17 protein-coding genes, 1 tRNA gene and 2 pseudogenes are annotated in these 23,743 nt (G+C 60.6%); 9 read left to right on the top strand and 11 right to left on the bottom strand.

Annotation, left to right across the window (positions count from 1 at the left end; genetic code table 11):
• Window positions 1–97 precede the first annotated feature (97 nt).
• From CQ002_RS23160 to CQ002_RS23170, 3 genes are read left to right on the top strand one after another with little or no spacing between them, the layout of a single operon-like run.
• The gene (locus CQ002_RS23160) at window positions 98–2,287 is read left to right on the top strand and encodes a TonB-dependent receptor (RefSeq protein WP_105162561.1); all 2,190 of its coding nucleotides are present in this window, start codon (window positions 98–100) and stop codon (window positions 2,285–2,287) included.
• Window positions 2,288–2,289: 2 nt separating this feature from the next.
• Window positions 2,290–3,621: an LLM class flavin-dependent oxidoreductase gene (locus CQ002_RS23165; RefSeq protein WP_105162562.1), complete on the top strand. Its 1,332-nt coding sequence runs from the start codon at window positions 2,290–2,292 to the stop codon at window positions 3,619–3,621.
• Window positions 3,618–4,538 carry a sulfonate ABC transporter substrate-binding protein gene (locus CQ002_RS23170; RefSeq protein WP_105162563.1) on the top strand — a complete coding sequence of 307 codons (921 nt, stop codon included), beginning with the start codon at window positions 3,618–3,620 and terminating at the stop codon, window positions 4,536–4,538. Before CQ002_RS23165 ends, CQ002_RS23170 begins: the two co-directional genes overlap by 4 nt.
• Window positions 4,539–5,251: 713 nt before the next feature.
• On the opposite strand, the gene fecE is transcribed toward CQ002_RS23170, so the two are convergent.
• The 5 genes from fecE to CQ002_RS23195 form a co-directional block, all read right to left on the bottom strand.
• Window positions 5,252–6,043 carry a Fe(3+) dicitrate ABC transporter ATP-binding protein FecE gene (fecE, locus tag CQ002_RS23175; RefSeq protein WP_105162564.1) on the bottom strand — a complete coding sequence of 264 codons (792 nt, stop codon included), beginning with the start codon at window positions 6,041–6,043 and terminating at the stop codon, window positions 5,252–5,254.
• A gap of 4 nt (window positions 6,044–6,047) precedes the next feature.
• Window positions 6,048–7,016, bottom strand: coding sequence for an iron chelate uptake ABC transporter family permease subunit (locus CQ002_RS23180; protein ID WP_105162565.1), 969 nt, complete (start codon window positions 7,014–7,016; stop codon window positions 6,048–6,050).
• Window positions 7,013–8,002 (bottom strand): iron-dicitrate ABC transporter permease FecC, encoded by a 990-nt coding sequence (fecC, locus tag CQ002_RS23185; protein WP_034107496.1) that lies wholly within the window; start codon window positions 8,000–8,002, stop codon window positions 7,013–7,015. Before fecC ends, CQ002_RS23180 begins: the two co-directional genes overlap by 4 nt.
• 2 nt (window positions 8,003–8,004) lie before the next feature.
• Window positions 8,005–8,919, bottom strand: coding sequence for a Fe(3+) dicitrate ABC transporter substrate-binding protein FecB (locus CQ002_RS23190; RefSeq protein WP_105163148.1), 915 nt, complete (start codon window positions 8,917–8,919; stop codon window positions 8,005–8,007).
• Between the two features lie 184 nt (window positions 8,920–9,103).
• Window positions 9,104–11,509: a TonB-dependent receptor gene (locus CQ002_RS23195; RefSeq protein ID WP_105162566.1), complete on the bottom strand. Its 2,406-nt coding sequence runs from the start codon at window positions 11,507–11,509 to the stop codon at window positions 9,104–9,106.
• A 258-nt stretch (window positions 11,510–11,767) separates the two neighbouring features.
• Here CQ002_RS23195 and CQ002_RS28980 point away from each other — a divergent pair.
• Both CQ002_RS28980 and CQ002_RS23205 read left to right on the top strand, forming a co-directional pair.
• A pseudogene (locus CQ002_RS28980) lies at window positions 11,768–12,421 on the top strand (AMP-binding protein); the annotation flags it as partial.
• 58 nt (window positions 12,422–12,479) lie between these two features.
• Entirely contained in the window at window positions 12,480–13,043 is a 564-nt protein-coding gene (locus CQ002_RS23205; RefSeq protein WP_098467697.1) for a TetR/AcrR family transcriptional regulator, read from the top strand.
• Between the two features lie 63 nt (window positions 13,044–13,106).
• Here the strand turns inward: CQ002_RS23205 and CQ002_RS23210 are convergent, their stop codons facing one another.
• On the bottom strand, window positions 13,107–13,589 hold the full coding sequence (locus tag CQ002_RS23210; RefSeq protein ID WP_017478880.1) for an Lrp/AsnC family transcriptional regulator: 483 nt from the start codon (window positions 13,587–13,589) through the stop codon (window positions 13,107–13,109).
• A 184-nt stretch (window positions 13,590–13,773) separates the two neighbouring features.
• On the opposite strand from CQ002_RS23210, the gene CQ002_RS23215 reads away from it, so the two are divergent.
• The 3 genes and pseudogenes from CQ002_RS23215 to CQ002_RS23225 form a co-directional block, all read left to right on the top strand.
• A complete protein-coding gene (locus CQ002_RS23215) occupies window positions 13,774–14,814 on the top strand; it encodes a zinc-dependent alcohol dehydrogenase family protein (RefSeq protein WP_105163149.1) in 1,041 nt (346 codons plus the stop codon).
• A gap of 173 nt (window positions 14,815–14,987) precedes the next feature.
• On the top strand, window positions 14,988–16,520 hold the full coding sequence (locus CQ002_RS23220; RefSeq protein ID WP_234010339.1) for a diguanylate cyclase: 1,533 nt from the start codon (window positions 14,988–14,990) through the stop codon (window positions 16,518–16,520).
• 119 nt (window positions 16,521–16,639) lie between these two features.
• A pseudogene (locus tag CQ002_RS23225) lies at window positions 16,640–16,887 on the top strand (winged helix-turn-helix domain-containing protein); the annotation flags it as partial.
• Window positions 16,888–17,727: 840 nt separating this feature from the next.
• On the opposite strand, the gene CQ002_RS23235 reads toward CQ002_RS23225, so the two are convergent.
• Entirely contained in the window at window positions 17,728–17,931 is a 204-nt protein-coding gene (locus CQ002_RS23235; protein WP_034107509.1) for a hypothetical protein, read from the bottom strand.
• A gap of 784 nt (window positions 17,932–18,715) precedes the next feature.
• On the opposite strand from CQ002_RS23235, the gene CQ002_RS23240 reads away from it, so the two are divergent.
• A complete protein-coding gene (locus tag CQ002_RS23240) occupies window positions 18,716–20,341 on the top strand; it encodes a methyl-accepting chemotaxis protein (protein ID WP_105163150.1) in 1,626 nt (541 codons plus the stop codon).
• A gap of 190 nt (window positions 20,342–20,531) precedes the next feature.
• On the opposite strand, the gene CQ002_RS23245 is transcribed toward CQ002_RS23240, so the two are convergent.
• The 4 genes from CQ002_RS23245 to pheT form a co-directional block, all read right to left on the bottom strand.
• Window positions 20,532–20,608: transfer RNA gene (locus CQ002_RS23245), tRNA-Pro, on the bottom strand.
• A gap of 90 nt (window positions 20,609–20,698) precedes the next feature.
• Complete coding sequence (locus CQ002_RS23250; RefSeq protein ID WP_003174972.1) at window positions 20,699–21,055, bottom strand: MerR family transcriptional regulator; 357 nt, start codon at window positions 21,053–21,055, stop codon at window positions 20,699–20,701.
• Window positions 21,036–21,338, bottom strand: coding sequence for an integration host factor subunit alpha (gene ihfA, locus CQ002_RS23255; protein ID WP_002553164.1), 303 nt, complete (start codon window positions 21,336–21,338; stop codon window positions 21,036–21,038). The genes CQ002_RS23250 and ihfA overlap by 20 nt, the downstream gene beginning before the upstream one ends.
• 3 nt (window positions 21,339–21,341) lie before the next feature.
• The gene (gene pheT, locus CQ002_RS23260) at window positions 21,342–23,720 is read right to left on the bottom strand and encodes a phenylalanine--tRNA ligase subunit beta (RefSeq protein ID WP_105162568.1); all 2,379 of its coding nucleotides are present in this window, start codon (window positions 23,718–23,720) and stop codon (window positions 21,342–21,344) included.
• Window positions 23,721–23,743: the final 23 nt, after the last annotated feature.

Consider the following 23,743-nt stretch of genomic DNA (forward strand, 5'->3'; position numbering starts at 1 on the left):
CTGCTACTCGCTCGAGCGAATGCCCAAGACATTTTCACAGGCGCTGACGGTCGCAAGAACCGCAGCGGTTCAGGGCACTTTTCCGAGCGGACACAGCATGCACACACTTCAACGAAGCACGATCCTGATCCTGGCGGGGTTGACGGCCCTGCCCGTCGGCAGCGCCTTTGCCGCCGAGGAACAGGAACCTACCCTCAAGCCGGTGACGGTCACTGCGACCCGCCGCGAAGAATCGCTGCAGAAAGTGCCGGTGGCGGTGTCTGTACTCGATGGCGAACAACTGGAACGCGATAACCGCAACGGCGTCGCGAGCATCGCGCAACAGGTGCCGTCGCTGAACTTCCGCACCGGCGCCTCGAACAAGGACACCTCGCTGTTCGTGCGTGGCGTGGGCACCATTTCCACCTCCCCCGGCGTCGAGCCGACCGTCGCCACAGTGATCGACGGCGTGGTCTACGCCCGCCCCGGCCAAGCCACCCTCGACCTGCTGGACCTGGAGCGCATCGAAGTGCTGCGCGGTCCCCAAGGCACCTTGTTCGGCAAGAACGCCTCGGCCGGCGTGCTGAATATCACCAGCAAGGCCCCCACTGCAGAGACTCATGGCTATGTGGACCAATCCTTCTACAGCGGCAATGAAAGTCGCACGCGCTTTGGCCTCGGTGGCAGCCTGGTGCCGGATGTGCTCAAGGGGTCGATCAGTACGCTGTTTGGCAGCTACGACGGTAACGTGGATAACACGCATAACGGCCAGGAGGTTAACGGCTATAACCACAAAGGGATTCGCGGCAAGCTGGAATTCACGCCCAATGACGCTGTGAAGCTGACCCTGATCGCCGACTACATGCAGTCCCACGACGACGCACCGAATGGCGTGGTCAGCCAGTCCCTGACACCGGCGTTCGCCAACGCGCTGCGCCCAGTCCGCGCGTCCAGTGACAACCGAGACATCAACACCGATACCCGCAGCCATGTGGAAGACACCAACAAGGGGTTGTCAGCGCAGCTGGACTGGAGCCTCGGCGACTACACCCTGACGTCGATCACCGCCTGGCGCGGCTGGGACAACACCCAATACCAGGACGGCGACCGCCTCGGCACGGTCACCGCCGCGTTCCCCGGCACCGCCGACAAGGGCGAGCTGGACTTCAACCAGTACTCCCAGGAACTGCGCCTGGCCTCGCCCAAGGGAGCGTTCGTGGAATATGTCGGCGGCCTGTTCTACATGCACGGCAAGGACAAAGAGACCTATCAGCGCACCCTCACTACGACCACGCGCACTGACCGTGGCATCGCCGACTACAGCACCACCAACGACAGCTACGCGGTGTTCGGTGAGACCACGCTGAACTTCACCTCACGCTTTCGTGGCATCGCCGGCCTGCGCTACACCCATGACGATTTGAAATACGATCACCGCCGCGTCTCCACGTCGGCCACCACGGTCAGCGGGATCCAGCCGGCCACGTCCAGCTCGGGCACGGTGGACGAAGACGGCTGGTCCGGTCGTCTCGGCGTGCAGTACGACCTGACTGACAGCATCACCAGCTACCTCACTTACTCTCGTGGCTATAAAGGCCCGGCGTACAACGTGTTCTTCAACATGCAGCCGCGCGACACGGACGCGCTCAAGCCGGAAACCTCCAACACCTGGGAAGCCGGGATCAAGGCAACGGCATGGAACAACCGCCTGACCACCAACCTGGCGGTCTTCCACAGCGACTACGACAACTACCAGGCCAACTTTTTCGATACCGTCGCAGGCCAAGTGGTCACCCGCCTGATCAACGCCGGCAGCGTCAGTACCGAAGGCGTCGAGCTGGATTACGCCTTGCAGGCCACCCAGCAACTCAAGCTCTCCGGTGCCCTGGCCTACACCCGTGCACGCATCGACGCATTCGCCTGCCCGGCGGGTGCCGCCGCAGCCTGCAACGTGAATGGCAAGCCGCTGCCCTTCAGTCCGGACTGGAAAAGCTACGTGCGCGCCGACTACAGCATCCCGCTGGATAACGGACTGGACGTCGAACTGGGCACCGACTACAGCTGGCAGAGCGAAGTGCAGTACGACATCAGCCAGAACGTCGACACCCTGCAAGGCGCCTATGGCATCTGGAACGCCAGCGTGGCCCTGGCCGACTACAGCAATGGCTGGCGCGTCGCATTGCTGGCCAAGAACCTCGCCGACAAGTCCTACTCACCGTTGCTGGCCAGCGGCGGCAACTACATCTACCGCGCCGTCCCCCGTGACGACGAACGTTACTTCGGCGTGCAACTGCGCAAGGATTTCTAAGCATGAGCCGTCAATTGAAGCTCGGTGCCTTTCTCATGGCCACCGGGCACCACGTCGCCGCCTGGCGGCACCCGGACGTGCCGGCAAATGCCGGGCTGGACTTCAGCCAATACAAACACCTGGCACGTGTGGCCGAAGCGGCGAAGTTTGATGCGTTGTTCGTGGCAGACAGCATTGCCGCGCCCACGGGTGAGATCGCCAGCCATATGGCGCGTTCGGATCATTTCGAACCGCTGACCTTGCTGTCGGCGCTCAGCGCAGTGACCGAGCACATCGGCCTGATCGCCACGGCGACCACCACCTACAACGAGCCCTACCATGTGGCACGCAAATTCGCCTCGCTGGATCACCTGTCCGGAGGCCGCGCGGGTTGGAACCTGGTGACCTCGGACGCCGCCGCCGAAGCGCAGAATTTCGGCCGCGATGAACACCTCGGCCACGCCGAGCGCTACAGCCGCGCCAGGGAATTTCATCACGTGGTAACCGGGTTGTGGGACAGCTGGGAGGACGATGCCTTCATGCGGGACAAAGCCAGCGGCAACTACTACGACCCGGCGAAGCGGCACGTGTTGAATCACGTCGGCGAGCATTTGCGCGTCAAAGGCCCGCTGAACGTGGCGCGCTCGCCCCAGGGCCAACCGGTGATCGTGCAGGCGGGCTCATCGGAAACCGGTCGTGAACTGGCGGCGCAAACCGCCGAGGTGGTATTTACCGCGCAGACGTCGCTGGAAAATGCCCAGGCGTTTTATACCGACCTCAAGGCACGCCTGGGCCGGCATGGGCGTGAGCCGGATTCGCTGAAAATCATGCCGGGGGTGTTTGTGGTAGTCGGCCAGACAGAAGCCCAGGCACAGGCGAAGTTCGAAGCATTCCAGGACCTGGTTGAGCCCGAAGTCGGCGTGGCCTTGCTGGGGCGCATGCTGGGTAACTTTGACTTGTCCGGCTACCCGCTGGACGGGCCTCTACCCGAACTGCCATTGACCGACAGCGGGCAACGCAGCCGCCAGCACTTGCTCAGTGACCTGGCCCACCGCGAGCAACTGACACTCGCTCAACTGGGCCGGCGGATTGCCGGTGGACGCGGGCATTACAGCCTGATCGGCACGCCCGCGCAGATAGCCGATGAACTGCAGCGCTGGTTCGAAAGTGGCGCCGCCGATGGGTTCAATATCCTGGTGCCGCACCTGCCAGGCGGGCTGGAGGATTTCGCCCAATGGGTGGTGCCCGAACTGCAACGGCGTGGGCTGTTCCGGACCGAATACACCGGCACCACCTTGCGTGAACACCTCGGTTTGGCGCGCCCCGAAAATCGCTTCAAAAAGGAGGATGCATGAAGATTCCGGCGCTGTTACTGGCCCTGCTGGCCGTCCCCCACACTGCACTGGCAGCCGACCCCGCCACCCTGCGCATCGGCTACCAGAAAGGCTCCATTGCCCTGGTGCTCGCCAAGGAACACGGCTTGCTGGAGAAACGCTTCGCGCAGACTGCCGTGAAGTGGATCGAATTCCCCGCCGGCCCGCAGATGCTTGAAGCGTTGAACGTGGGTGCACTGGATGTGGGTTCCACTGGCGACATCCCTCCCCTGTTCGCCCAGGCTGCCGGGGCCGACCTGGTCTACATCGGCGCCGAACCGCCCAAGCCCAGCGCGGAGACCCTCCTCGTGCGCAACGAAAGCCCACTGCATTCGGTGGCGGACCTGAAGGGCAAGAAGATCGCTTTCCAGAAGGGCTCCAGTTCCCACAACCTGATCCTGCGTGCCCTGAACAACGCCGGGCTGAGCTACAAGGATATCCAGCCGGTGTACCTGCCGCCCGCCGACGCGCGCGCGGCGTTCGAGCAAGGCAGCGTGGATGCCTGGGCCATTTGGGAGCCTTACTCATCCCTGGCCTTGAGCCAGAGTCCCAGCCATGTGTTGGTCAATGGTGAAGGCCTCGGTTTATCGGGACCGGTGTATACCGCGCGACGCGAGTATGCGAAGACCAATGCCGCCTTTGTGCATGATTTACTCGATGAACTCAGTGCCGCCGAAGCCCTCACCCGCAGCCAGCGCGAAGACAGCCTCAAGGTGCTCACCCGCTTCATGGGCCTGCCCGCCGAGGTAATCGCACGCTACATGGATAACCGCCCGCCTTCGCCGATCTTGCCGATTGATGACAACATCATCGCGGCGCAGCAGGCGACAGCGGACCTGTTCTACCAGAACCGGTTGTTGCCCAAGGCTATCGACGTGAAGAAAGCCACTGCACCGTAGGAACCGGCGATGGGTCAGCCTAACCACGATGCGAAGCGAGCTGCTTTTGATCCTGTTTTTGATCTTGATCGTGCTTTTGATCTCAGGCGCCCCATCAAACACGCTGGCCGGAATTCGACAGGGATTTGGGGGGTAAACCGGCAGGGATGCCGGTTTAGCCGCCCCGCGCCATGGAGGGCGCGTGGCGGCGGCCCCCCAAATCACTGTCGGATTACGGGCACACCGAGCCTAGGCGAGGTGCCGAGTGTTGGGGCGAGAGCGTTTTGCTTACTTTTGCGCTGTTCAAAAGTGAGCCGCTGTAAGAGCGGAACCCATAGCAGCCATTACCGCAGAAATGGATATGTACCCCGTCTGATCCAACATTCTGGTCGACTGTCAGGCCGCCTTCGCGGGCAAGCCCGCTCCCACAGTTGGATCACGGGGTGTCAGGAAGATAGTGGTTGGCTGTCAGGGCGCCTTCGCGAGCAAGCCCGCTGCCGCATTTTTGGATCGTGGGGTGTCAGGAAGATAGTGATTGGCTGTCAGGGCGCCTTCGCGGGCAAGCCCGCTCCCACATTTTTGGATCGTGGGGTGTCAGGAAAATAGTGGTTGGCTGTCAGGCCGCCTTCGCGGGCAAGCCCGCTCCCACAGTTGGATCGCGGGGTGTCAGGAAGAGAGTGGTTGGCTGTCAGGGCGCTTTCGCGAGCAAGCCCGCTCCCACATTTTCAACCGATTCAAGCTTGAGGCCGGGTGCTTTTTTCGATCAGGCACATCGGCGTCCCCGCCACCGGCTCGCTCATCACCTGCACCTGCACCTCAAACACCTGCCGCATGAGCTCGGCACTGATCACGTCCCCCGGCGCACCATCGACCACCAGCGTGCCGCCGTGCATCACCGCCAGGTGATCGGCGTAGCGGCACGCCTGGTTGATGTCATGCAGCACGGTGATCACGGTCTTGCCTTCAGCCGCCAGTTCGCCCATCAGGTCGAGCAGTTCGACCTGATGGCTAATGTCCAAGTAGGTCGTTGGCTCATCCAGCAACACCACCGGCGCGTTCTGCGCCAACACCATGGCCAGCCAGGCGCGCTGGCGTTGGCCGCCGGACAGGTCCGCCAGGGCGCGGTCGGCCAGGGTGTCCAGTTCCAGGCGTTGCATGGCCTGGGTGACGTGCGCTTGATCGTTGCCGCTCAGGCGCCCCCACAATGAGTTATGCGGGCTGCGGCCATAGGCGACCAACTGGCGCACGCTGACGCCTTCCGGCACCGGCAATACCTGCGGCAGGAATGCGATCTGCCGTGCCAATTGGCGGGCGGACAGGCTGGCATAGGCCTGGCCATCGAGGGTCAATTCGCCCTGGGTCGGCTTGAGGATGCGGGCGAACGCCTTGAGCAAGGTGGATTTGCCGCAGCCATTGGGGCCGATCAAGGCGGTGACTTTTCCGGCGGGCGGCGCAAAGGACAACCCCTGCACGATACGCGTGGCGCCGTAGCCGATATCCAGCTCGCGTGCTTGAAGAATACTCATGTCATCAGCCCTTGAACCGTGCCAGCAACCAAAGAAAATACGGCGCACCAATCACCGCGGTGAGCACCCCGGCGGGGATTTCACTGGGCGCGATCAACGTACGCCCCAGCGTATCGGCCAGCACCAGCAACAGCGCGCCGATCAGCATCGCGGCCGGCAGCAGGCACTGGTGATGCCCGCCCACCAAGCGGCGCGCCATGTGCGGCGCCATCAGGCCGATAAAACCAATCGGCCCGATCACACCCACCCCCAGGCTGGTCAGCACCACCGCGCAGGCCATCGCCAGCCAGCGGGTGCGGCTCAGCGCCGTGCCGAGGCTGTGGGCGGCTTCATCGCCGAGGGCGATCAGGTTCAGCGGCTTGGCCAGGCACAGGCCCACGGGGATCAGCACCAGGAACGGCAGCACCAGCGCCACATGGTGCCAGTTGCGGCTCCACAGGCTGCCGGTCAGCGCGAGCAAGGCGGTGTTGATATCCAGTGGGTGGGACAGGATCAGGAATTCGGTGACGCTGGACAGCGTCACCGCAATCGCCACCCCGGACAACGCAAAGCGCACGCCAGAAAAACTCACCCCGGTGTTGTACAGCGCCAGCAGCAACGCGCCAGCGGTACCGCCCGCGCAGGCCACCAACGGCAACCAGGCGATCGGCAACTGCGGCCAGCCGATGATCGCCACGGTCAGCGCCAACCCGGCGCCCTGGGTGACACCGAGGATTTCCGGCGAGGCCAGCGGGTTGCGGATCACGCCCTGCACAATCGCCCCGGCCAGGCCGAACGCGCAACCGGCCAGGATCGCGATCAGGCTGCGCGGCAGGCGATGGTTCCACACTTCGAAGTCGAGGGCGTCGTGGGCCAGCAGGCGCTCCAGGACGGTGTGCGGCGTGAGCCACAGGGTGCCGGCGCTGAGGCTGGCCAGGGTGGCCAGCAGCAACAGGCCGAACAGCAGCCAGAGGCGCAGTCGTGGGCGGATCATAGGGCGCGCCTGGCAAGAAAGAGGAAGAACGGTGCGCCGATCAGGGCCGTGACCACACCGGCCGGGGTCTCCACCGGAAACGCCACGGCGCGGCTGAGCAGGTCGGCACCGAGCACAATCACAGCACCCAACGCCGCGCTGAGCGGGATCAGCCAGCGGTAGTCGTTGCCCAGGAACTGGCGAAGGATATTCGGTGCGATCAGCCCGACAAAACCGATCGGCCCCACCGCACACACGCTCGCGCCCACCAGCAGCAAACTGGCCACGAACACCTGCAGGCGCAGGCTGGCGATGCCCACGCCCAGCGAGCGTGCCGCGTCTTCGCCGAGGTTGATCAGGTTCAGGCGTGGCGCACACCAGAGCGCCCACAGGCCGCCGATCAAGGTGCACGGCCACAGCAGTTGCACTTGCGCCGTGCCGACATTGGCCAGGGAGCCAGCCAGCCAATTGAGCACGCTTTGCGCCTGGGCCTCGACCAGGATCACCGTGAGCCGGGTCAGGGCTGCGCACAACGCCGCCACGGCCACGCCGGCCAATACCAGGCGGCCCTGGGCGGTGGTCGGCGACCAGGCTCCGCCGAGGCTGAACACGGTGACCCAGGCCAGCGCGCCCCCCAGGCAGGTCATCAACAACGCACCGCCCGCAAAGGGTGGTGCGACCAGCCCGGTGGAAAACAATGCCAACCCCAACGCCGCTCCCGCCGTCACACCAAACAAGGACGGCGAGGCCAGGCGGTTGCGCGTGATGCCCTGCATCAACGCACCGGCCAGGCCCAGGCAGGCACCGACCAACGCCGCGCACACGGCACGTGGCACGCGCAACTGGGCAACGATGTAGGCCATGTTGCCGCCCACGCTGCCTTGATGCACCAGGCCATTCCACGCGTCCGCCGCGGTGAGGGTGAACGGCGACCAGCTGTAGAGCGAAAACCAGAACAACCCAGCGCCCAACAGCAGGATGCCAACGGCGGCGAAACGGCGTTGCACGGTTATTGGCTCAGTACGGCTTTGCCGCCTTTGAGAATCGCCAACGCGTCTTCGGCGATCTGCTCCGACGCCAACACGCCGCGGTTGCGCGCCCAGCTGTCGCCATCCACTTCGGCCACGTGTTGAGTGCGCACAGCGCCCAGCACCTGCCACAGCGGCTGCTTGCTCCAACTGTCGACGATGCTGGGGCGGCGGTAATGGCCGACCAACAACCAGCCGGGGTCAAGCGCCAGCAGTTGCTCCAGGCTGACGAATTCGGTGGGCGCGGCGTTGGCGCGCACCGCCGGGACTTTCAGGCCAATGGCCTCGAGCACGCTGCCGGCGTAGGAGTCCGGGCCGTGCACGGAAAAGCTGTCTTCCCGCGCCACCCCGAACAACACGCTGGCACCCGCAGGGATCTGTTGCGCAATGGCCTTGAGGTGTTCACGGTTCTCCTGGATGCGTGCTTCCATCTGCGCACTCTTGCCCAGGGCCTTGCCGATCAACTCGGCGGACTTCAGGCTGCCTTGGTAATCCTCACCGCGCGACGGCAGCAACAGGGTCGGCGCGATGCTCGCCAGGTCGCTGTACAACGCCTGGTGGCGATTGAGGTCGGCCACGATCAGGTCGGGCTTGAGCCGGGCGATTTCCTCGATGCTCGGCTGCGAGCGCAGGCCCACGGACGTCCACTGGCCAATGGCCTGGCGCACACGGGGCAACACACGGTTGGCATCGCCATCATCGGCGGCACCCACCGGCGTTACGTCAACGGCAGCCAGGCTGTCGAGGAAGGAAAACTCCAGCACCACCACACGCTTGGGCGTATCCGGCAGATGCACCGCGTGCTGGCCGTCGTTGAGGTCAATGGGGGCGGCGCTCAGCTGGCTTGAAGAGAACGCCAGGAAGCAGGCGGCAAGGATGGGGATGGAGCGCAGCAATCGCATGACAAGGACCTCGGCGTTAAAACACCCCAGCTAGGTGGGCTGGGGAAAACGGCGGGTACTATTCCATATCGACGCGGCGTGATCAAAAAACATTCTCATTAGCACCAAAAATCAAGGCTGGGCGCTGGCTTGCCTGCGATGGCACGCCAGCGCCCACCTGTCGATCGGTGCACACCCCTTAGAAGTCGACGGTGGCCGAGAGCAGGTACGTACGCGGCGTCGATAAGGTCAACCCCGGCTCACTGTCATCCGACGCGCCGGCCGAACTCCAGTAGCGTTTATCGGCGACGTTCTCCACATTCGCCCGCAGGGTGATGTGTTTGTCGTCGACCTTGAACGCATAGCGCGCGCCGACGTCGAGGCGGTTCCAGGCGTCGATTTCCTTGACGTTGGACTGGTCCAGGTACTGCGAGCTGGAGTAGATGCCACGGCTGGTCAACGTCAGGCCCTCAAGTCCCGGCACGTCCCATTCGGCGCCGAGGTTGACGTTGTACTTGGGCGTGGCCGGGGCGCGGTTGCCGTCGAAGGTGCCGTTGGTGGTATGGGTCAGCTCACTGTCGATGTACATCACCCCACCCAGCAGGCGGAAGCCCTTCAGCGGTTCGCCGAACACGCTCAATTCCATGCCGGAGTTTTCGCGCTTGCCGTTGGGACCAAAGCGCCGCGTGGTGGCGTTGGTTTCATAAGCTGGCTGCTTGATGCGGAACACGGCGGCGGTTACCGCGAACGCGCCAGCATCGTACTTGGCACCCACTTCCACCTGGCGGCTGATGAACGGCGGGAAGATCTCGTCTTCGTTTATCGAGGTCGAGGGCGCAATCTTGCCCTGGCTCAGGCCTTCCATGTAGTTGGCGTACAGCGACAGCTTGTCGGTGGCTTTAAACAGAATGCCACCCGACGGCGAGACCTTTTCTTCATCGTAGGCAGTGTCGCCTTTGATGCCGTCGCTCCAGTCATCCACCTTCACCCGCTGCAAGCGCGCGCCCAGGGTGAGCAGCAGGCGGTCGTCGAAGAAGCCCAGGGTATCGGACAAGGCCACGCCGCTGAATGCGTTTTCGGTGTACACCTTCGGATCAAACCGCGTCGGCCGCGAAGGCGTCGGCGTTTGCACCGGGTTGTAGAGATTGCTCGACGGTGACGTATAACGCGCACCGCCGTTGGTGAAGTCCATGTAGAAGTAGCTGGCGGCCAGGTTGACCTCATGGCTCACCGGCCCGGTATGGAACCAGTTGCGCACACCGGCCGTGTAGGTGCGTACGTTTTCATCACGGGTAAAATCCCGCGGCTGCACGCTGAAATCACCGGCCGCGTTGGTCACTGACACCGCGTGGCGCAGGAAGTCGTGGTTGCTTTTACGCGCGCCCACGCCGCCATAGAGCATCACGCTATCGCTGAGGTCGTACTCACCGTTGACCGTCCCGAACGTGTCGTTGGTGCTGGCCTTGCTCCAGGACTGCGCGTAGTTGCGACGCACGTCGTTGGCACTCGGCACCGGAGCAGCCGCCGCGACCTGCACGCGCTCCTGCGGGGCATCGGTGTCGCGTTCGGTGTGGCCGATGTCGGTGGACAGGCGCAGGCGCTCGCCGCGAAAATCCAGGCCCAGCACCGCCATTTCGCGATCGACGCTCTGGTGGTCCCACGCGGTGTCGCCGGACTGCTTCACGCCGTTGAAGCGCAGGCCGAACTTGTTGTCTTCGCCAAAGCGGCGCCCCACGTCGACCGCACCGCCAGCCTGGCTGTCGGAAGCCCAGGTGCCGGTAAACGAATTGATGTCCTTGTCGGTGGCGCGTTTGGGTACCACGTTGATCCCGCCACCCACGCTGCCGCGCGGGGAGATGCCGTTGATCAACTGGCTCGGGCCTTTGAGAATGTCGACGCGGTCGGCCATTTCCATGTCGATGGTGTACGTCGGCAGCACGCCGTACAGGCCGTTGTAGGCCACGTCACTGTTGAACAGGCTGAAGCCGCGAATAGTGAACTGCTCGTAACGCCCACCGGCCGGGTTGGTGGCGCGTACCGAAGGGTCGCTGGCGACCAGGTCGCCCAGGGTGCGCGCCTGCTGGTTCTTCACCGCATCGGCGGTGTAGGTGGTGATGCTGAACGGGGTCTCCATGAAGTCCCGCGTGCCCAGCATGCCCTGTGCCGTGCGGCGTGCCACCTGGCCACCAGCGTAGGTATCGCCGTCATACAGGCCGGTGGTGCCGAGGATCGAGGTAGGTGCCAGTTCCAGGCTGCTGCCATCCGGCGCCGGTATCACCCTGTAGGCCTGCTCACCCATCGGTTGCAATTGCAGGCCGGAGCCTTGCAGCAAGCGGGCAAAGCCCTCCTCTACCGCAAACTCGCCAGACAGCCCGCTGCTGCTGCGCCCACTGACCAGCGCCGGGTCCACTGACAGGTTGACGCCCGACAGCCCGGCGAAACGGGTCAACGCGGCACTCAGGCTGCCGGCTGGCACCTGGTAGCTGCGGCGGGTGGCGGAGTCTTCGGCGTAGCTGACGGCGGCGAGCAAGGGGCTGGCGCTGAGGCTCAGCATCAGGCTCAGTTTGAGCAACGGGCGCAAGCGCAAGGATCGGACTGCGGGCATTGGAGGAAGCTCTCGATAATGTTCACTTACCTGGAATGACCGATGAAGCGAAAAAAAGGGACAGCTTATTTGATTATTTTTTTCAGCACCGCCCACAGCCTCGGTTTGTTGCCTGGCCTTTCCAATAATGCGTTCACTCTCCGTCCCGCACTGCGCCCCGTGCGCCTCCACCAGGCTCATCAATAAAGGCGTGACGCGGCTTACCACACCGCACTATGGGAATCGGCCCGTGGCTCGGTCCCTGCGCACAGCACGCCGCTGACCGGGTCGCTGGCATGTGGCCGTGCCACGCTGTTCTATGACGGCCCTTTCGCGGTGGACAGTACGTGCCGGATCATTGCCAAGTATGCGATCACCAACCTGGCCGGCTCGCCGACCGCCTACCGCCTGCTGATCGCGGCGGGGGCTGCGTTCGCCGACACCGTACGCGGTCACCTGCGCGTCATCAGCAGTGCCGGCGACCCCCTCAACCCGCAGGTCATCCGTTGGTTTGCCGAGGAACTCGGCGTGGTCATCCACGACCATTATGGCCAGACTGAAAATCTGCATGGTGCTGTGCAACCACCACGGCCTGCGTCACCCGGTACGTGAGGGCTCAGTCGGTTATGCGGTTCCAGGGTACCGGATTGTCGTGCTGGATGATGCTCATCGGGAACTGCCACCTGGCCGGCCAGGCGTGTTGGCGGTGGATCGCGAGCGCTCGCCCCTGTGCTGGTTCGACGGCTACCTGGGGATGCCTACCCAGGCGTTTGTCGAGTCCTGCGCCTGCATGTCCGGCAGCGCCTGGCCGCACACGCGTACCCGAGGGAAATCGAGTTCGTCGAACACCTGCCCAAGGCACCCAGTGGCAAATTGCAGCGGTTCATTCTGCGCAACCAGGAAATCGCAAAGCAGCAGGCGTTCGACACATGACCCAAGGCCGGGGCCGTCGGCCGTGGTCGCGTGTGCGCAACACAGCGTACGTGTTGTGCTGAGTCGCTCGGAATTCCAGCGCAGAGCCCTGGAGTTGTTCCAGGAGCGCAGTTTCAGCCAGGTCAGCATGCGTGAACTGGCGGCGCATATCGGCATCACTCCGGGCGCGATTTATCACCACGTGGAAAGCAAGGAAGCATTGCTTTTCGAGTGGCTGATGGAGCTGTATCAGACGTTGTTGTCGCACGTCGAGCTGATCAAGAAGCGAAGACTGACGCCCGCGCAACGTCTGACAAAACTGATCGAAGGCCACCTTCGATTGCATGAACACATGGCCGGGCAGTTCAAGCTGGCCGTCATGGACACCGGCTGCCTGAACGCGCCGATGGAAGCACGTGTACGGCGATTGAGGGACGCTTATGAGTCAGAAATACTGAGCCTGGTGGGGCAGCTATGTCATCAGCCTGGTGGCCCCTTGCGCGAAGGTGCACTGCAGGCCATCGTGCCCATGCTGAACAGCCTGCCAGCATGGCTGAGCCCGATGATGGACAAAGCCCAGCGCCGGGTCATCGCCCAGGCCATCGTCAATGCGGTCGTCCAGGCGATAAAGGCCCTGCCGTGAGCCAGGTAAGCAATGCGCCTGGACAGGGCCCGGTAATCAGGCCACCGCCCGGATTCGAGGTCCTCAGATACTCAGGAGCTCGGCCACTGGAAAACGGTGGGTGGTCTTCATTTCTCGCAGTGAAAGGTTCGAGCGGATACTCAATACGCCCGGGAGCTTTCTCAGCACTTTTTCCACGAATCTGCTGTAGCTGTCCAAATCTCTTGCGACGACTTGAAGTAAAAAATCCGCTTCGCCAGTTGTATTGTGACAACTGAGCACCTGCGGCGCCGACGCTATGATTTTCTCAAATTTTTCCGTGGCTTCTTCACTGTGATCGCTGCAGGAAATCTGCACGAACGCCATCACCCCCAGGCCCAGTTTCCGGCGATTCAGGATGGCTTGATACCCCTCGATCACACCGCATTCTTCCAGGCGTTTCTGCTTGCGCCAGCAAGACGCTTCGCTGAGGGAAAGTTGCTCCGCCAACTTGACGTTCGAGAGTCGCCCATCTCGCTGCAGTCGCTCCGATATTGCAATATCCACCTTATCCAGACGCTCAAGCATGGTTGATCCTTTCAATTATGTAGGAGCTCACGAAGATTAATTTCATTCATTGCCCACTATCAACCGCAATCTGAAAAGCAATTTCAAGGCATTCGCACATAATGGATCAGCACTGATTCGAGCCGCCACGCACCTGAAACCCATCGAATACAGCGTCGTGTCCATCCAAGCAGAGGTGACTTTCATGAAAGCAGTTGTCTACGAAGCCTTTTCCCAACCGCCGCGCCTGATGAACGTCGAAGACCCGACGCCGGAGCGTCACGGCGTGGTCATACAGGTGCGGGGCACGGGGGTCTGCCGCAGCGACTGGCACGGCTGGAAGGGGCATGATCCGGACATCCAACTGCCGCATGTTCCCGGGCATGAGCTTGCCGGCATCGTGACGGCGGTTGGCAGGGATATCACCCGGTGGAAGGTCGGCGACCGTGTAACGGTGCCTTTTGTCGGCGGGTGTGGCGCGTGTCCCGAGTGCAACAGCGGTAACCAGCAAGTCTGCAATACGCAGTTTCAACCGGGCTTCACTCATTGGGGGTCGTTTGCGGAGTACGTCGGCATACACCAGGCCGACCTGAACGTCGTCGCACTCCCGCAGAGCATGGACTTCGCTACCGCTGCGAGCCTGGGCTGCCGCTTCGCCACTTCATTCCGCGCCGTCGTTGACCAAGGCAACGTCAGCGCCGGACAGTGGGTCGCGGTGCATGGCTGCGGAGGCGTGGGCCTGTCCGCCGTGATGATCGCCCAGGCCCTCGGCGCCAATGTCATCGCCATCGATATTTCGCCGGAAAAACTCGAACTGGCACGCGCGCTCGGCGCCGTTGCAACCGTGAACGCACACAGCGTTGCGGACGTCACCGAAGCCGTGCTGGAAATCACCCAGGGGGGCGCCCACGTATCGCTGGATGCATTGGGTCATCCCACCACGTGCTTCAACTCCATCAACAACCTGCGCCGTCGAGGCAAGCACGTCCAGGTAGGCCTGATGCTCGCGGACCACGCTACGCCGGCGATCCCTATGGGCAAGGTCATCGTGCACGAGCTTGAGATCTACGGCAGCCACGGCATGCAAGCACATCGTTATGACGCCATGATCCAGATGATCACCTCGGGAAAACTGGCGCCGGAAAAACTCGTCGGTAAAACCATCAGCCTGGCGCAGTCCATCGACGCGTTGATGAACATGGACCGCTTCGAGACCGCTGGCGTAACCGTCGTGACCGAGTTCTAGAGCACACAGGACGCAACCGTACAACTGGCTGGCGGAGTGCCCCTGTCCCTCACGGTGGCTGTGAATATTTCATCGTCTTATCTTTAAAGATGTTGGCAGGCGTGCCGATAATCGAAAAAGCCTACCGGGTGGCTGCAGGTTGTTTTGGGCGATGAGCAAGGAACACGAAAATGATGTCTTTTCGTATGGGCGCCCTCAAAGCATCCGACGTGACCCTGTGCGTTCTCGTGTGCCTGGCTGGGGTGGCCATCACGACCTTGGTACTGATACTTTTCGTCGGGTCGGAGCAGCGCACCGTTAGCGTTGCGTTTCAACGGGAAGTTGACGAACGATTCAGTCGCCTGCAGCGACGCTTTACTTTCCAGGACTTGAAATTGGACACCGTCAGGCGTTTCTTCATCAACGCCGACGATGTCACGGAAAAGGAGTTCATGGGGTTCGTCACGCCTCTCGTCGAAGAGGGTGAAACCTACGGCTGGGTACCGAGGATTCTCGAGCAGGATCTACAAGCGTTTCGCAATAAAGCGCTACTCAATGGTGCGAGTGACTTTTCGTACCATGAGATTGACCCCATGACCCAGACCGAAGCCCCCCTCTCCAGCCGTCCGGAGCACATGGTCTTGCTCTACTTGTCCAAGCGCGATGACGTGAAGATAACACCCGGCATGGATGTACTCGCCCGCCCGGATCGCGAGGCCTTGTTGAGAAAGGCACGGGAAACACATCGAATGGTCGTGTCCGAACCCTTGAAAATGACCAGTGGCCAGACCGGGGTTTTCTTTGTCGCGCCTGTATTCAAGGAACCCTCGGAGGCCTCGCTGGACGATGATGGTTTGCAGGGGTTCATCGTCTCGACGATACGCTTGGCGTCCTTGATGGAACATGGCATTCCGTTACCCAGTCTGCAACGCCTGAACGTGACCCTGTCATTGATCGACACACCGCGTCAGAACGACATTTTTTATCAGAGCTTATCGCCGGCCGCCCCTTCGGCGCTTTACGCTCAACGCGTGTTGAAAGTAGCCGACCAGCACTACTCGATGCAGTTTCGCCCAAGCTCGACATTTTTGAGCTCTAACAGCCACGCAGCGTTTGTCATTCTGATCGTCGCGTTCGGAACAGGATTGACGCTGCTGATGACGCTCATGGTGTACATGCTGATCACACAGCGTGCGCGCGCGCTCTCTCTGGTGGATGAGCGCACGCAAGACTTGCGCTTATTGAACATTACCGACCACCTGACGGGCGTGTATAACCGCCGGCACTTCGAAGCGTTGATGGAGCGCCTGCTCGTTGAGGCCGACGCGCAACGCAGCCCCTTATCGCTGATCATGTTCGACGTCGATCACTTCAAACGCATCAACGACCTCAAGGGGCATCAGTGTGGTGATAACGTGCTGAAGTCATTGTGCGTACGACTACGTTCGGCAATCCGCAAAACCGATCTTCTGTGCAGGACGGGTGGGGAAGAATTTGCATTGATCTGCCCTGGAAGCGACCTGAACGATACGAAACTGTTGGCAGAAAAGCTCCGATCCCTCGTAAGCGCCCTCCCCTTTGAGGAGGCCGGTCAAGTAACGTGCAGCTTCGGCGTCGCGACGTGGAGTCCATCGGAATCATTTGACGCTCTCGTTCGGCGTGCGGACAGCGCCATGTACAGCGCTAAATCAAATGGTCGTGACCAAGTCCAACTCGCCGATAGATAACGTACCGAACGCAGGGGCGCGGCCCATCAGCGCCGAGGCGTTGATGGGCGGCTACGCGCCGGTCAAAAGTCATCCTTTACGTTTGCGACGTTGATCTTGAGCGCTCGGCATTGCAGATGGGCACTGCTTTAGACCTCACCCTTCTGGAGTTGGACTGCTGAGCACGTTTGCACGCTCCGCCGGCCGGGTATTTTCCCGCGACCAACTGCTCGACAAGCTCTACTCCGACCACCGCGTAGTCACCGACCGTACGGTGGACAGCCATATCCGCAACCTGCGGCGCAAGCTGGAGCAGGCGTGCCCAGGGGAAACGCCCATCGAGTCCTTGTATGGGGTGGGCTATCGGTTTCAGTTGTCCGGCGCCTGAGGACTCGAAGGGTCAAGGCTATTCGAGGTAGCGCTATAGTGAGCAGCCCCTAGGTCGAATGGCCCTCGTTACGATTCTGTTGTTTTTTAACGCCTTTCCCGTTCTTTCGCTCATGTTGGTGGTGAATGAACCAGGCGACTAAAAGTAGACCCGCCACCCCAAAAATGAATAACAACAGCTCTATTGCGGGACCTTCGTGTGAAAACATGTTTCGTTCCTCATCCTGAAGTATCGCGCCTCAACAACCAGCGCTACCGAAATTATTCGTAACAATTCATACATTTTCAGAGTAGTCGCCAAAGCCAGAGGTGACAACCCTAAAAGCCTCAGAACCATTGATCTAGACACGTCACTCGTCGAAAAAACCGCGCAGGGTCATCAGAAGTTGAGGCTGTAGGACTAGGCGCGCGCGCCTTGGAAGCGCACCAACACACTTAGCAAATTGGCCATTAGCACGCGCCCCGCCACCGTGCTCACTGGACGATGACGGCCAGAGCGGTGCGCCGGCAGTGAACCGTTGGCACTTTTTCAACTGGGGCCTGTCAACCGTGCATCAATGCCAAGTGATAGCTCATCATGCACAGCTGGAAGAAAATATCGTTGACTGAGGGTTTAGAGCGGAGCCTGCCCGGGCACCAGGTAGATTGCATCCTGGTGAATGGCTGGACTGCGACCATACTGGTACGGCAGCCCGAACATGACGCTATGTTCTGCACGACAGGTATCAACCTTGCCACGCTCGCAGATAGCCCAAGCATTCAGAAGCTTGCTGATGAACTTGTGTTTGAAATAGACATGTCGAGGGGCGGGAGAGCCGGCTAGCTCTCCCCTACTTACTTGTTATTCTGCGGTACTTGCGAGAAATTCGCCCGCTCTACGAACGAGCATCCTCCACTCCTTCCCGTTGATGAGGCCGGTGCTCTCCATATCGTCGGCCTGCCTCAGCAACTCGAAATATTTATCCTCAATATCCTGTTCGTCTACCGCATGGGCGTAGATAGCTGCCCAGGCTTTTACCGCAGAGCGCCGCGTTGATGGTTGCATTTGAGCACCTGATTATGTCCGCGGAAATAGAGCGGTGCCCATCAAAAATCGTTCATCTGCGCGGCGGTCGATCCGACCAGTGGTGGCATGTGGCTATGACTGATTCTTATTGCACAGACCGCCGCGACATCCAGCCTGTGCCGATGTCGCCACGCCCCCCCCCCGGCGACGGGCATCTGCAAGCCCGCGCCGCTTGATTATCAGCAAGTGCCAGGCGGTATCCCGTCTTTGTTGAAATCCTTCAGGCGCTCGCGCTCCTGCTCAGTTGAATGCGCCGGGGTTTCTTGCTCTGGCTCGGTGTTCTTTTCTTCAGTCATTACGATGTCCTCTGGGTGGTAGCTATTTCGGCACCTGCCGGAATCAGCAGTTCAAACCAATACCACCCCACCTTCCAGACAGCGCCCGACAAGAACGCCCCGCAACCCTTAATGACCTGACGATGCCACCCTCGAGAACGAAGAGTTCATAACGCTGACTCCGGCCGGAGTGCGCACCGCGCAAGGGTGAGCTGATGCAGACCGAGCGTGGGCGTGGCGCACACAGCCCGTGGCATCGCCGAACTCTTCTTGCTGGACGCCGATAGAAAGCGCAGCCCCAATTGATTAGCGCGCAATCATTTGGCGCACCTATCACTTCCATACATTCTTTTGCATTCCTCGTTTCAGGCCTAGCCGCAAGCTGCAACTGAATCTCACTGTGCTGCATAAAAAGGCCGCCTTTGTTCGTGATCAACGACATGGCGTGGGAGTGCCACGCCACTAAACTCCGGCCCTTGGAGGCCTCTATGAAATTAAGATCCCTGAGTATCGCGCGAAGAGCCTTTGTCTGCTTTGGCCTGATTACATGCCTGCTCATCAGCTTGGCAGCCTTCTCTTATCTACAAATTAATCGGCTACGTGCCGCTGAGCAGAACATCGAGCAAAACTCCCTCCCCAGTATCCAGGTCATTGACGATATCCAAATCGCCCTGCTTCACGCCCGCCTTGAAAGTATTCGCATGCTCTCTAGCGCCACCCGCGATGTGCATGACTTCTCGCTGTCAAAAGTCCAGGAAGCTATACAGACACTTCAGTCGAAGACTGATTATTATCGCGCGCACCTGATGTCTGGGGAGCAAGACGAAATCCAATTCGCGAAGGCCAACCAGGCCATGACTGCCTACATCGACGGCCTCAGAAAAGTCATTGCAATGGATTCATCCGACCATGATCAAGCGGTTATTTTTGCCAATACCGAGCAAGCGCAAAGAGCCACCGACTATCAAGAGCAACTGACCGTTTTGCGCGAGCAAAATGCACGCCAGGCCATGGTGTCTGGTGTAGACGCTACCGACGTATACAACCATAGCGTCCAAGTCCTGGTAGCGGTGCTGATCGTGGCATTTATGTTAACCATCGCCTTGGCCATTTTGTTCACTCAGAGCATCGTGGGCCCAATCAGCTCATCACTTAAGTTGGCGGAGGATATCGCCGCTGGCGACCTGACCCATGACCTTGAAGTAACAGGCTCAGATGAAGCTTCACGCTTGATGCATGCGCTGAACGTGATGCAGAAAAATTTACGCAACACCATTTTAGAAATCTCGGGTGCTTCTTCCCAACTGAGTACCGCTGCCGTAGAAATGACCTCGATTACTGAAAGTGCTGATCGCACCCTTCAGCAACAAAATAGCGAAATAGAGCAAGCTGCTACCGCGGTCACCGAAATGAGTGCTGCGGTTGAAGAGGTTGCACGTAACGCCAACTCCACTTCTGAAGCAGCCATGCAGTCGAGCATCGCCGCAGATCTGGGTAACCAAAAAGTCACTGAAACGTTAACGGCAATGCGCGGGTTGACGGGGTTGGTTGAAGTGTCATCCGATCAGGTGAAAGAACTGGCAGCCCAAGCTCAAGACATCAGCAAAGTACTGAGTGTGATCAGGGCGATTGCTGAGCAAACCAACCTGCTTGCCTTGAATGCCGCCATTGAGGCGGCTCGTGCAGGAGAACAGGGTCGCGGTTTTGCAGTAGTCGCAGATGAAGTTCGAGCGCTGGCACACCGAACACAAACCTCAACGCAAGAAATCGAACAGATGATATCCACGATTCAAGCAGGCTCTTCTGCCGCGGTCGAATCAATGCAAAAGAGCACGTCCGAGGTTTATAGCACGCGAGATACTGCAGAACATGCAGGCCAGTCGCTACGCCAAATTATTGATTCCGTGCTCGAAATTAACGACCGGAATATCCAGATTGCCACCGCGTCTGAGGAACAAGCACACGTGGCGAGGGATGTTGATCGCAGCCTGATAAGCATCCGCGACCTTGCAGTGCAGAGCAGTGAAGGCACTCGCCAAACACTCACAGCGAGCAACGAACTTTCTCGCCTGGCCGTCAACTTGAACGATCTGGTTCTTCGCTTCAGGACGTAGGAGGTGGTCGCAGAGAAGGAAATGCAGCACCGGGCAAGGCCGGGCACGGGGTAGTCCATGGAACGTATCCGGCTTCGCGGCCAAGTGATTGCAAACCTTAACATCAGCGACGTCACTGAGTAGTTTTGCGCAGCCACAAAAAAGCCGATCTAGCTGATCGGCTCAAGTGTCTGATTTTACTCAGGAATAATGGTCGGGACGGAGTGATTCGAACACTCGACCCCTAGCACCCCATGCTAGTGCGCTACCGGACTGCGCTACGCCCCGACTAGGCGTGTTACTGGATTCGCTTCTTAAGGAAGCGAACCGGAATATACCGCAAGCTTTTGAAATGTGGAAGTATTTTAAAAGCCGGAATTACTTTTTCAGAACCACCAGCACATCTTCGAGCTCGGAGATCATCTGGCGTATCAGTTGCTTGTATTGGGTGGTGTCGTCTTTGGCTTCATCACCGGACATGCGCTGGCGCGCGCCGCTGATGGTGAACCCCTGGTCGTACAGCAACGCGCGGATCTGTCGGATCATCAGCACGTCCTGGCGCTGATAATACCGACGGTTCCCGGTGCGTTTGACGGGGTTGAGTTGAGGAAACTCCTGCTCCCAATAGCGCAGCACGTGCGGCTTTACCGCACAGAGCTCGCTGACTTCACCAATGGTGAAGTAGCGTTTGCCTGGGATGACGGGTAGCTCGTCGTTATGACTTGGTTCCAGCATAAGCCTCAACTCGGGCCTTCAACTTCTGCCCTGGACGAAAGGTGACCACACGGCGAGCCGTGATCGGGATTTCTTCTCCCGTTTTTGGATTGCGGCCAGGCCGCTGGCGTTTGTCCCGCAAGTCAAAATTGCCGAAACCGGACAATTTGACCTGTTCGTTGTCTTCCAGAGCGTGTCTGATCTCTTCAAAAAACAGCTCGACCAATTCCTTGGCCTCGCGCTTGTTCAGACCCAACTCTTCGTACAGACGTTCCGCCATCTCAGCTTTCGTCAAAGCCCCCATACGTCACTTCCTTAACGTGGCGTTCAACCTTTGTTCGAGCGAGGTGAGGATATTTTGTGTCGTGGTATTCACCTCATCGTCATTAAGAGTGCGCGATGGATGCTGCCAGGTCAAGCCAACTGCAAGGCTTTTTCTATGCGGATCAATGCCTTTACCCTGATAGACGTCAAATAGCCTGAGGTCTGTCAGCCATTCCCCTGCATTTTCACGGATTACATCCAGAACGGCAGTGGCGGCCACTTCGCGGTCGGCAATCAGCGCCAAGTCACGACGCACTTCAGGGAAGCGCGACAGCTCGCTGAATTTAGGCATTTTGCCCGAAGCGACTTCAGCCAGGACCAGCTCAAAGACAAATACCGGACGGTCAAGACCGAGGGTTTTCGACAGCTCAGGGTGAATAGCACCGACGAAGCCGACCAAGCGCCCTTCGCGTTCGATGCGTGCCGTCTGGCCAGGGTGCAACGCCGGGTGGCTGCCCGGTACGAAGGTGAACGCATCCAGAGCACCGGCAAAGCCCAGCACCGCCTCCACGTCAGCCTTGACGTCGAAGAAGTCCACGGCATCGCGACCCTGCGCCCAGCCTTCCGGCAGGCGGCTACCGCACACCACGCCAGCCAGCATCGGCTCTTGCTTCAGGCCATCGAGTTGGCCGACGAATCGCAGGCCGCTTTCGAACATGCGCACGCGATCTTGCTGACGGTTCAGGTTATGGGAAAGTGCTTTCACCAAGCCTGGCCACAGCGAAGAACGCATGGCTGCCATGTCGTTGGAGATCGGGTTGGCCAACAGCAGCGGCTCGACGCCTGGATTGAACAGCTCGAACTGCTTGGGATCGATGAAGCTGTAGGTCACTGCTTCCTGATAGCCACGGGCAACCAACAGACGACGCAGCTCAGGCAGGTGCGCGCGCGCTTCAGCCTTCGGCTGGGGTGCCAGGCGCGCTTGCGGGTAACGAACCGGCAGACGGTTGTAGCCGTACAAGCGAGCCAGCTCTTCGATCAGGTCGACTTCCAGGCTGATATCGAAGCGATGGCTTGGCACTTCAACGGTCCACTGCCCTTGTGCACCTGCGGAAACACCCAGGCCGAGGGCGGACAACAGTTGCTCGATTTCAGCCGGCTCGATGACCAGGCCAAGCATTTGCTCGACACTTTTGGCGCGCAGGGTAATCGGCGCAATGGACGGCAGGTACTGCTCGTTCACGGTTTCAGTGATCGGGCCGGCTTCGCCGCCGGTGATTTCCAGCAGCAGGCCAGTGGCGCGCTCCATGGCTTCACGGGCCAGCTTCCAGTCCACGCCGCGCTCGTAGCGGTGCGACGCATCGGTGTGCAGGCCGTAGGAACGGGCTTTGCCGGCGATGGCGATCTGGTCGAAGAACGCACTCTCAAGGAACACGTCGCGAGTCTTCTCGGACACACCGCTGTGCTCACCCCCCATCACGCCGGCAATCGCCAGGGCGCGGGAATGGTCGGCGATCACCAGGGTGTCGGCACGCAGGCTGACTTCCTGGCCATCGAGTAGCACCAGCTTCTCGCCTTCTTCCGCCATGCGTACACGGATGCCACCATTGATTTCGGCGAGGTCGAACGCATGCAGCGGTTGACCCAGTTCCAGCATCACGTAGTTGGTGATGTCGACGGCAGCGTCGATGCTGCGCACGTCGGCGCGACGCAGGCGCTCAACCATCCACAGCGGGGTTGGCTTGGACAGGTCGACGTTGCGGATCACACGGCCCTGGTAACGCGGGCATGCGCTTGGGGCCAGCACGTCGATCGGGCGCACTTCGTCGTGCACCGCAGGCACGGCGGCAACCACTGGACGAGTGACCGGGGCGTTGTACAACGCGCCCACTTCACGTGCGAGGCCCGCCAGGGAGAGGCAGTCGCCACGGTTCGGGGTCAGGTCGACCTCGATGCTGGCGTCTTCCAGTTCCAGGTAAACACGAATGTCCTGGCCCACTGGCGCGTCGGCCGGCAGTTCCATCAGGCCATCATTGCCCTCGCCCACCTGCAGTTCCGCCTGGGAGCACAGCATGCCGTTGGACTCAACGCCACGCAGCTTGGCCTTCTTGATCTTGAAATCGCCCGGCAGCTCGGCACCGATCATAGCGAACGGGATCTTCAGGCCCGGGCGCACATTGGGCGCTCCGCAGACGACCTGGAAAGTTTCCGTGCCATTGCTGACCTGGCATACACGCAGCTTGTCGGCATCGGGGTGCTGCTCGGTGCTCAGCACCTCGCCCACTACCACACCACTGAAGGCACCGGCGGCCGGGGTAACGCTATCGACCTCAAGACCGGCCATCGACAGACGAGCAACCAGCTCGTCGCGATCTACCTGCGGGCTTACCCAGCCACGCAGCCATTGTTCACTGAATTTCATCCTGCTCTCCTAAAGATTCGTTA

The sequence above is a fragment of the Pseudomonas sp. MYb13 genome, assembly GCF_002980075.1.
GTDB classification, from domain to species: domain Bacteria; phylum Pseudomonadota; class Gammaproteobacteria; order Pseudomonadales; family Pseudomonadaceae; genus Aquipseudomonas; species Aquipseudomonas lurida.

What these genes read in the sequence shown, in the direction of transcription:
- CQ002_RS23170 (WP_105162563.1), top strand. Translation starts at nt 3,618, where the DNA reads ATGAAGATTCCGGCGCTGTTACTGGCCCTGCTGGCCGTCCCCCACACT.
- CQ002_RS23250 (WP_003174972.1), bottom strand. Translation starts at nt 21,055, where the DNA reads ATGCTGGAACCAAGTCATAACGACGAGCTACCCGTCATCCCAGGCAAA.
- CQ002_RS23220 (WP_234010339.1), top strand. Translation starts at nt 14,988, where the DNA reads ATGTCTTTTCGTATGGGCGCCCTCAAAGCATCCGACGTGACCCTGTGC.
- CQ002_RS23180 (WP_105162565.1), bottom strand. Translation starts at nt 7,016, where the DNA reads ATGATCCGCCCACGACTGCGCCTCTGGCTGCTGTTCGGCCTGTTGCTG.
- CQ002_RS23165 (WP_105162562.1), top strand. Translation starts at nt 2,290, where the DNA reads ATGAGCCGTCAATTGAAGCTCGGTGCCTTTCTCATGGCCACCGGGCAC.
- CQ002_RS23240 (WP_105163150.1), top strand. Translation starts at nt 18,716, where the DNA reads ATGAAATTAAGATCCCTGAGTATCGCGCGAAGAGCCTTTGTCTGCTTT.
- CQ002_RS23235 (WP_034107509.1), bottom strand. Translation starts at nt 17,931, where the DNA reads ATGCAACCATCAACGCGGCGCTCTGCGGTAAAAGCCTGGGCAGCTATC.
- pheT (WP_105162568.1), bottom strand. Translation starts at nt 23,720, where the DNA reads ATGAAATTCAGTGAACAATGGCTGCGTGGCTGGGTAAGCCCGCAGGTA.
- ihfA (WP_002553164.1), bottom strand. Translation starts at nt 21,338, where the DNA reads ATGGGGGCTTTGACGAAAGCTGAGATGGCGGAACGTCTGTACGAAGAG.
- CQ002_RS23195 (WP_105162566.1), bottom strand. Translation starts at nt 11,509, where the DNA reads ATGCCCGCAGTCCGATCCTTGCGCTTGCGCCCGTTGCTCAAACTGAGC.
- CQ002_RS23215 (WP_105163149.1), top strand. Translation starts at nt 13,774, where the DNA reads ATGAAAGCAGTTGTCTACGAAGCCTTTTCCCAACCGCCGCGCCTGATG.
- CQ002_RS23160 (WP_105162561.1), top strand. Translation starts at nt 98, where the DNA reads ATGCACACACTTCAACGAAGCACGATCCTGATCCTGGCGGGGTTGACG.
- fecE (WP_105162564.1), bottom strand. Translation starts at nt 6,043, where the DNA reads ATGAGTATTCTTCAAGCACGCGAGCTGGATATCGGCTACGGCGCCACG.
- CQ002_RS23210 (WP_017478880.1), bottom strand. Translation starts at nt 13,589, where the DNA reads ATGCTTGAGCGTCTGGATAAGGTGGATATTGCAATATCGGAGCGACTG.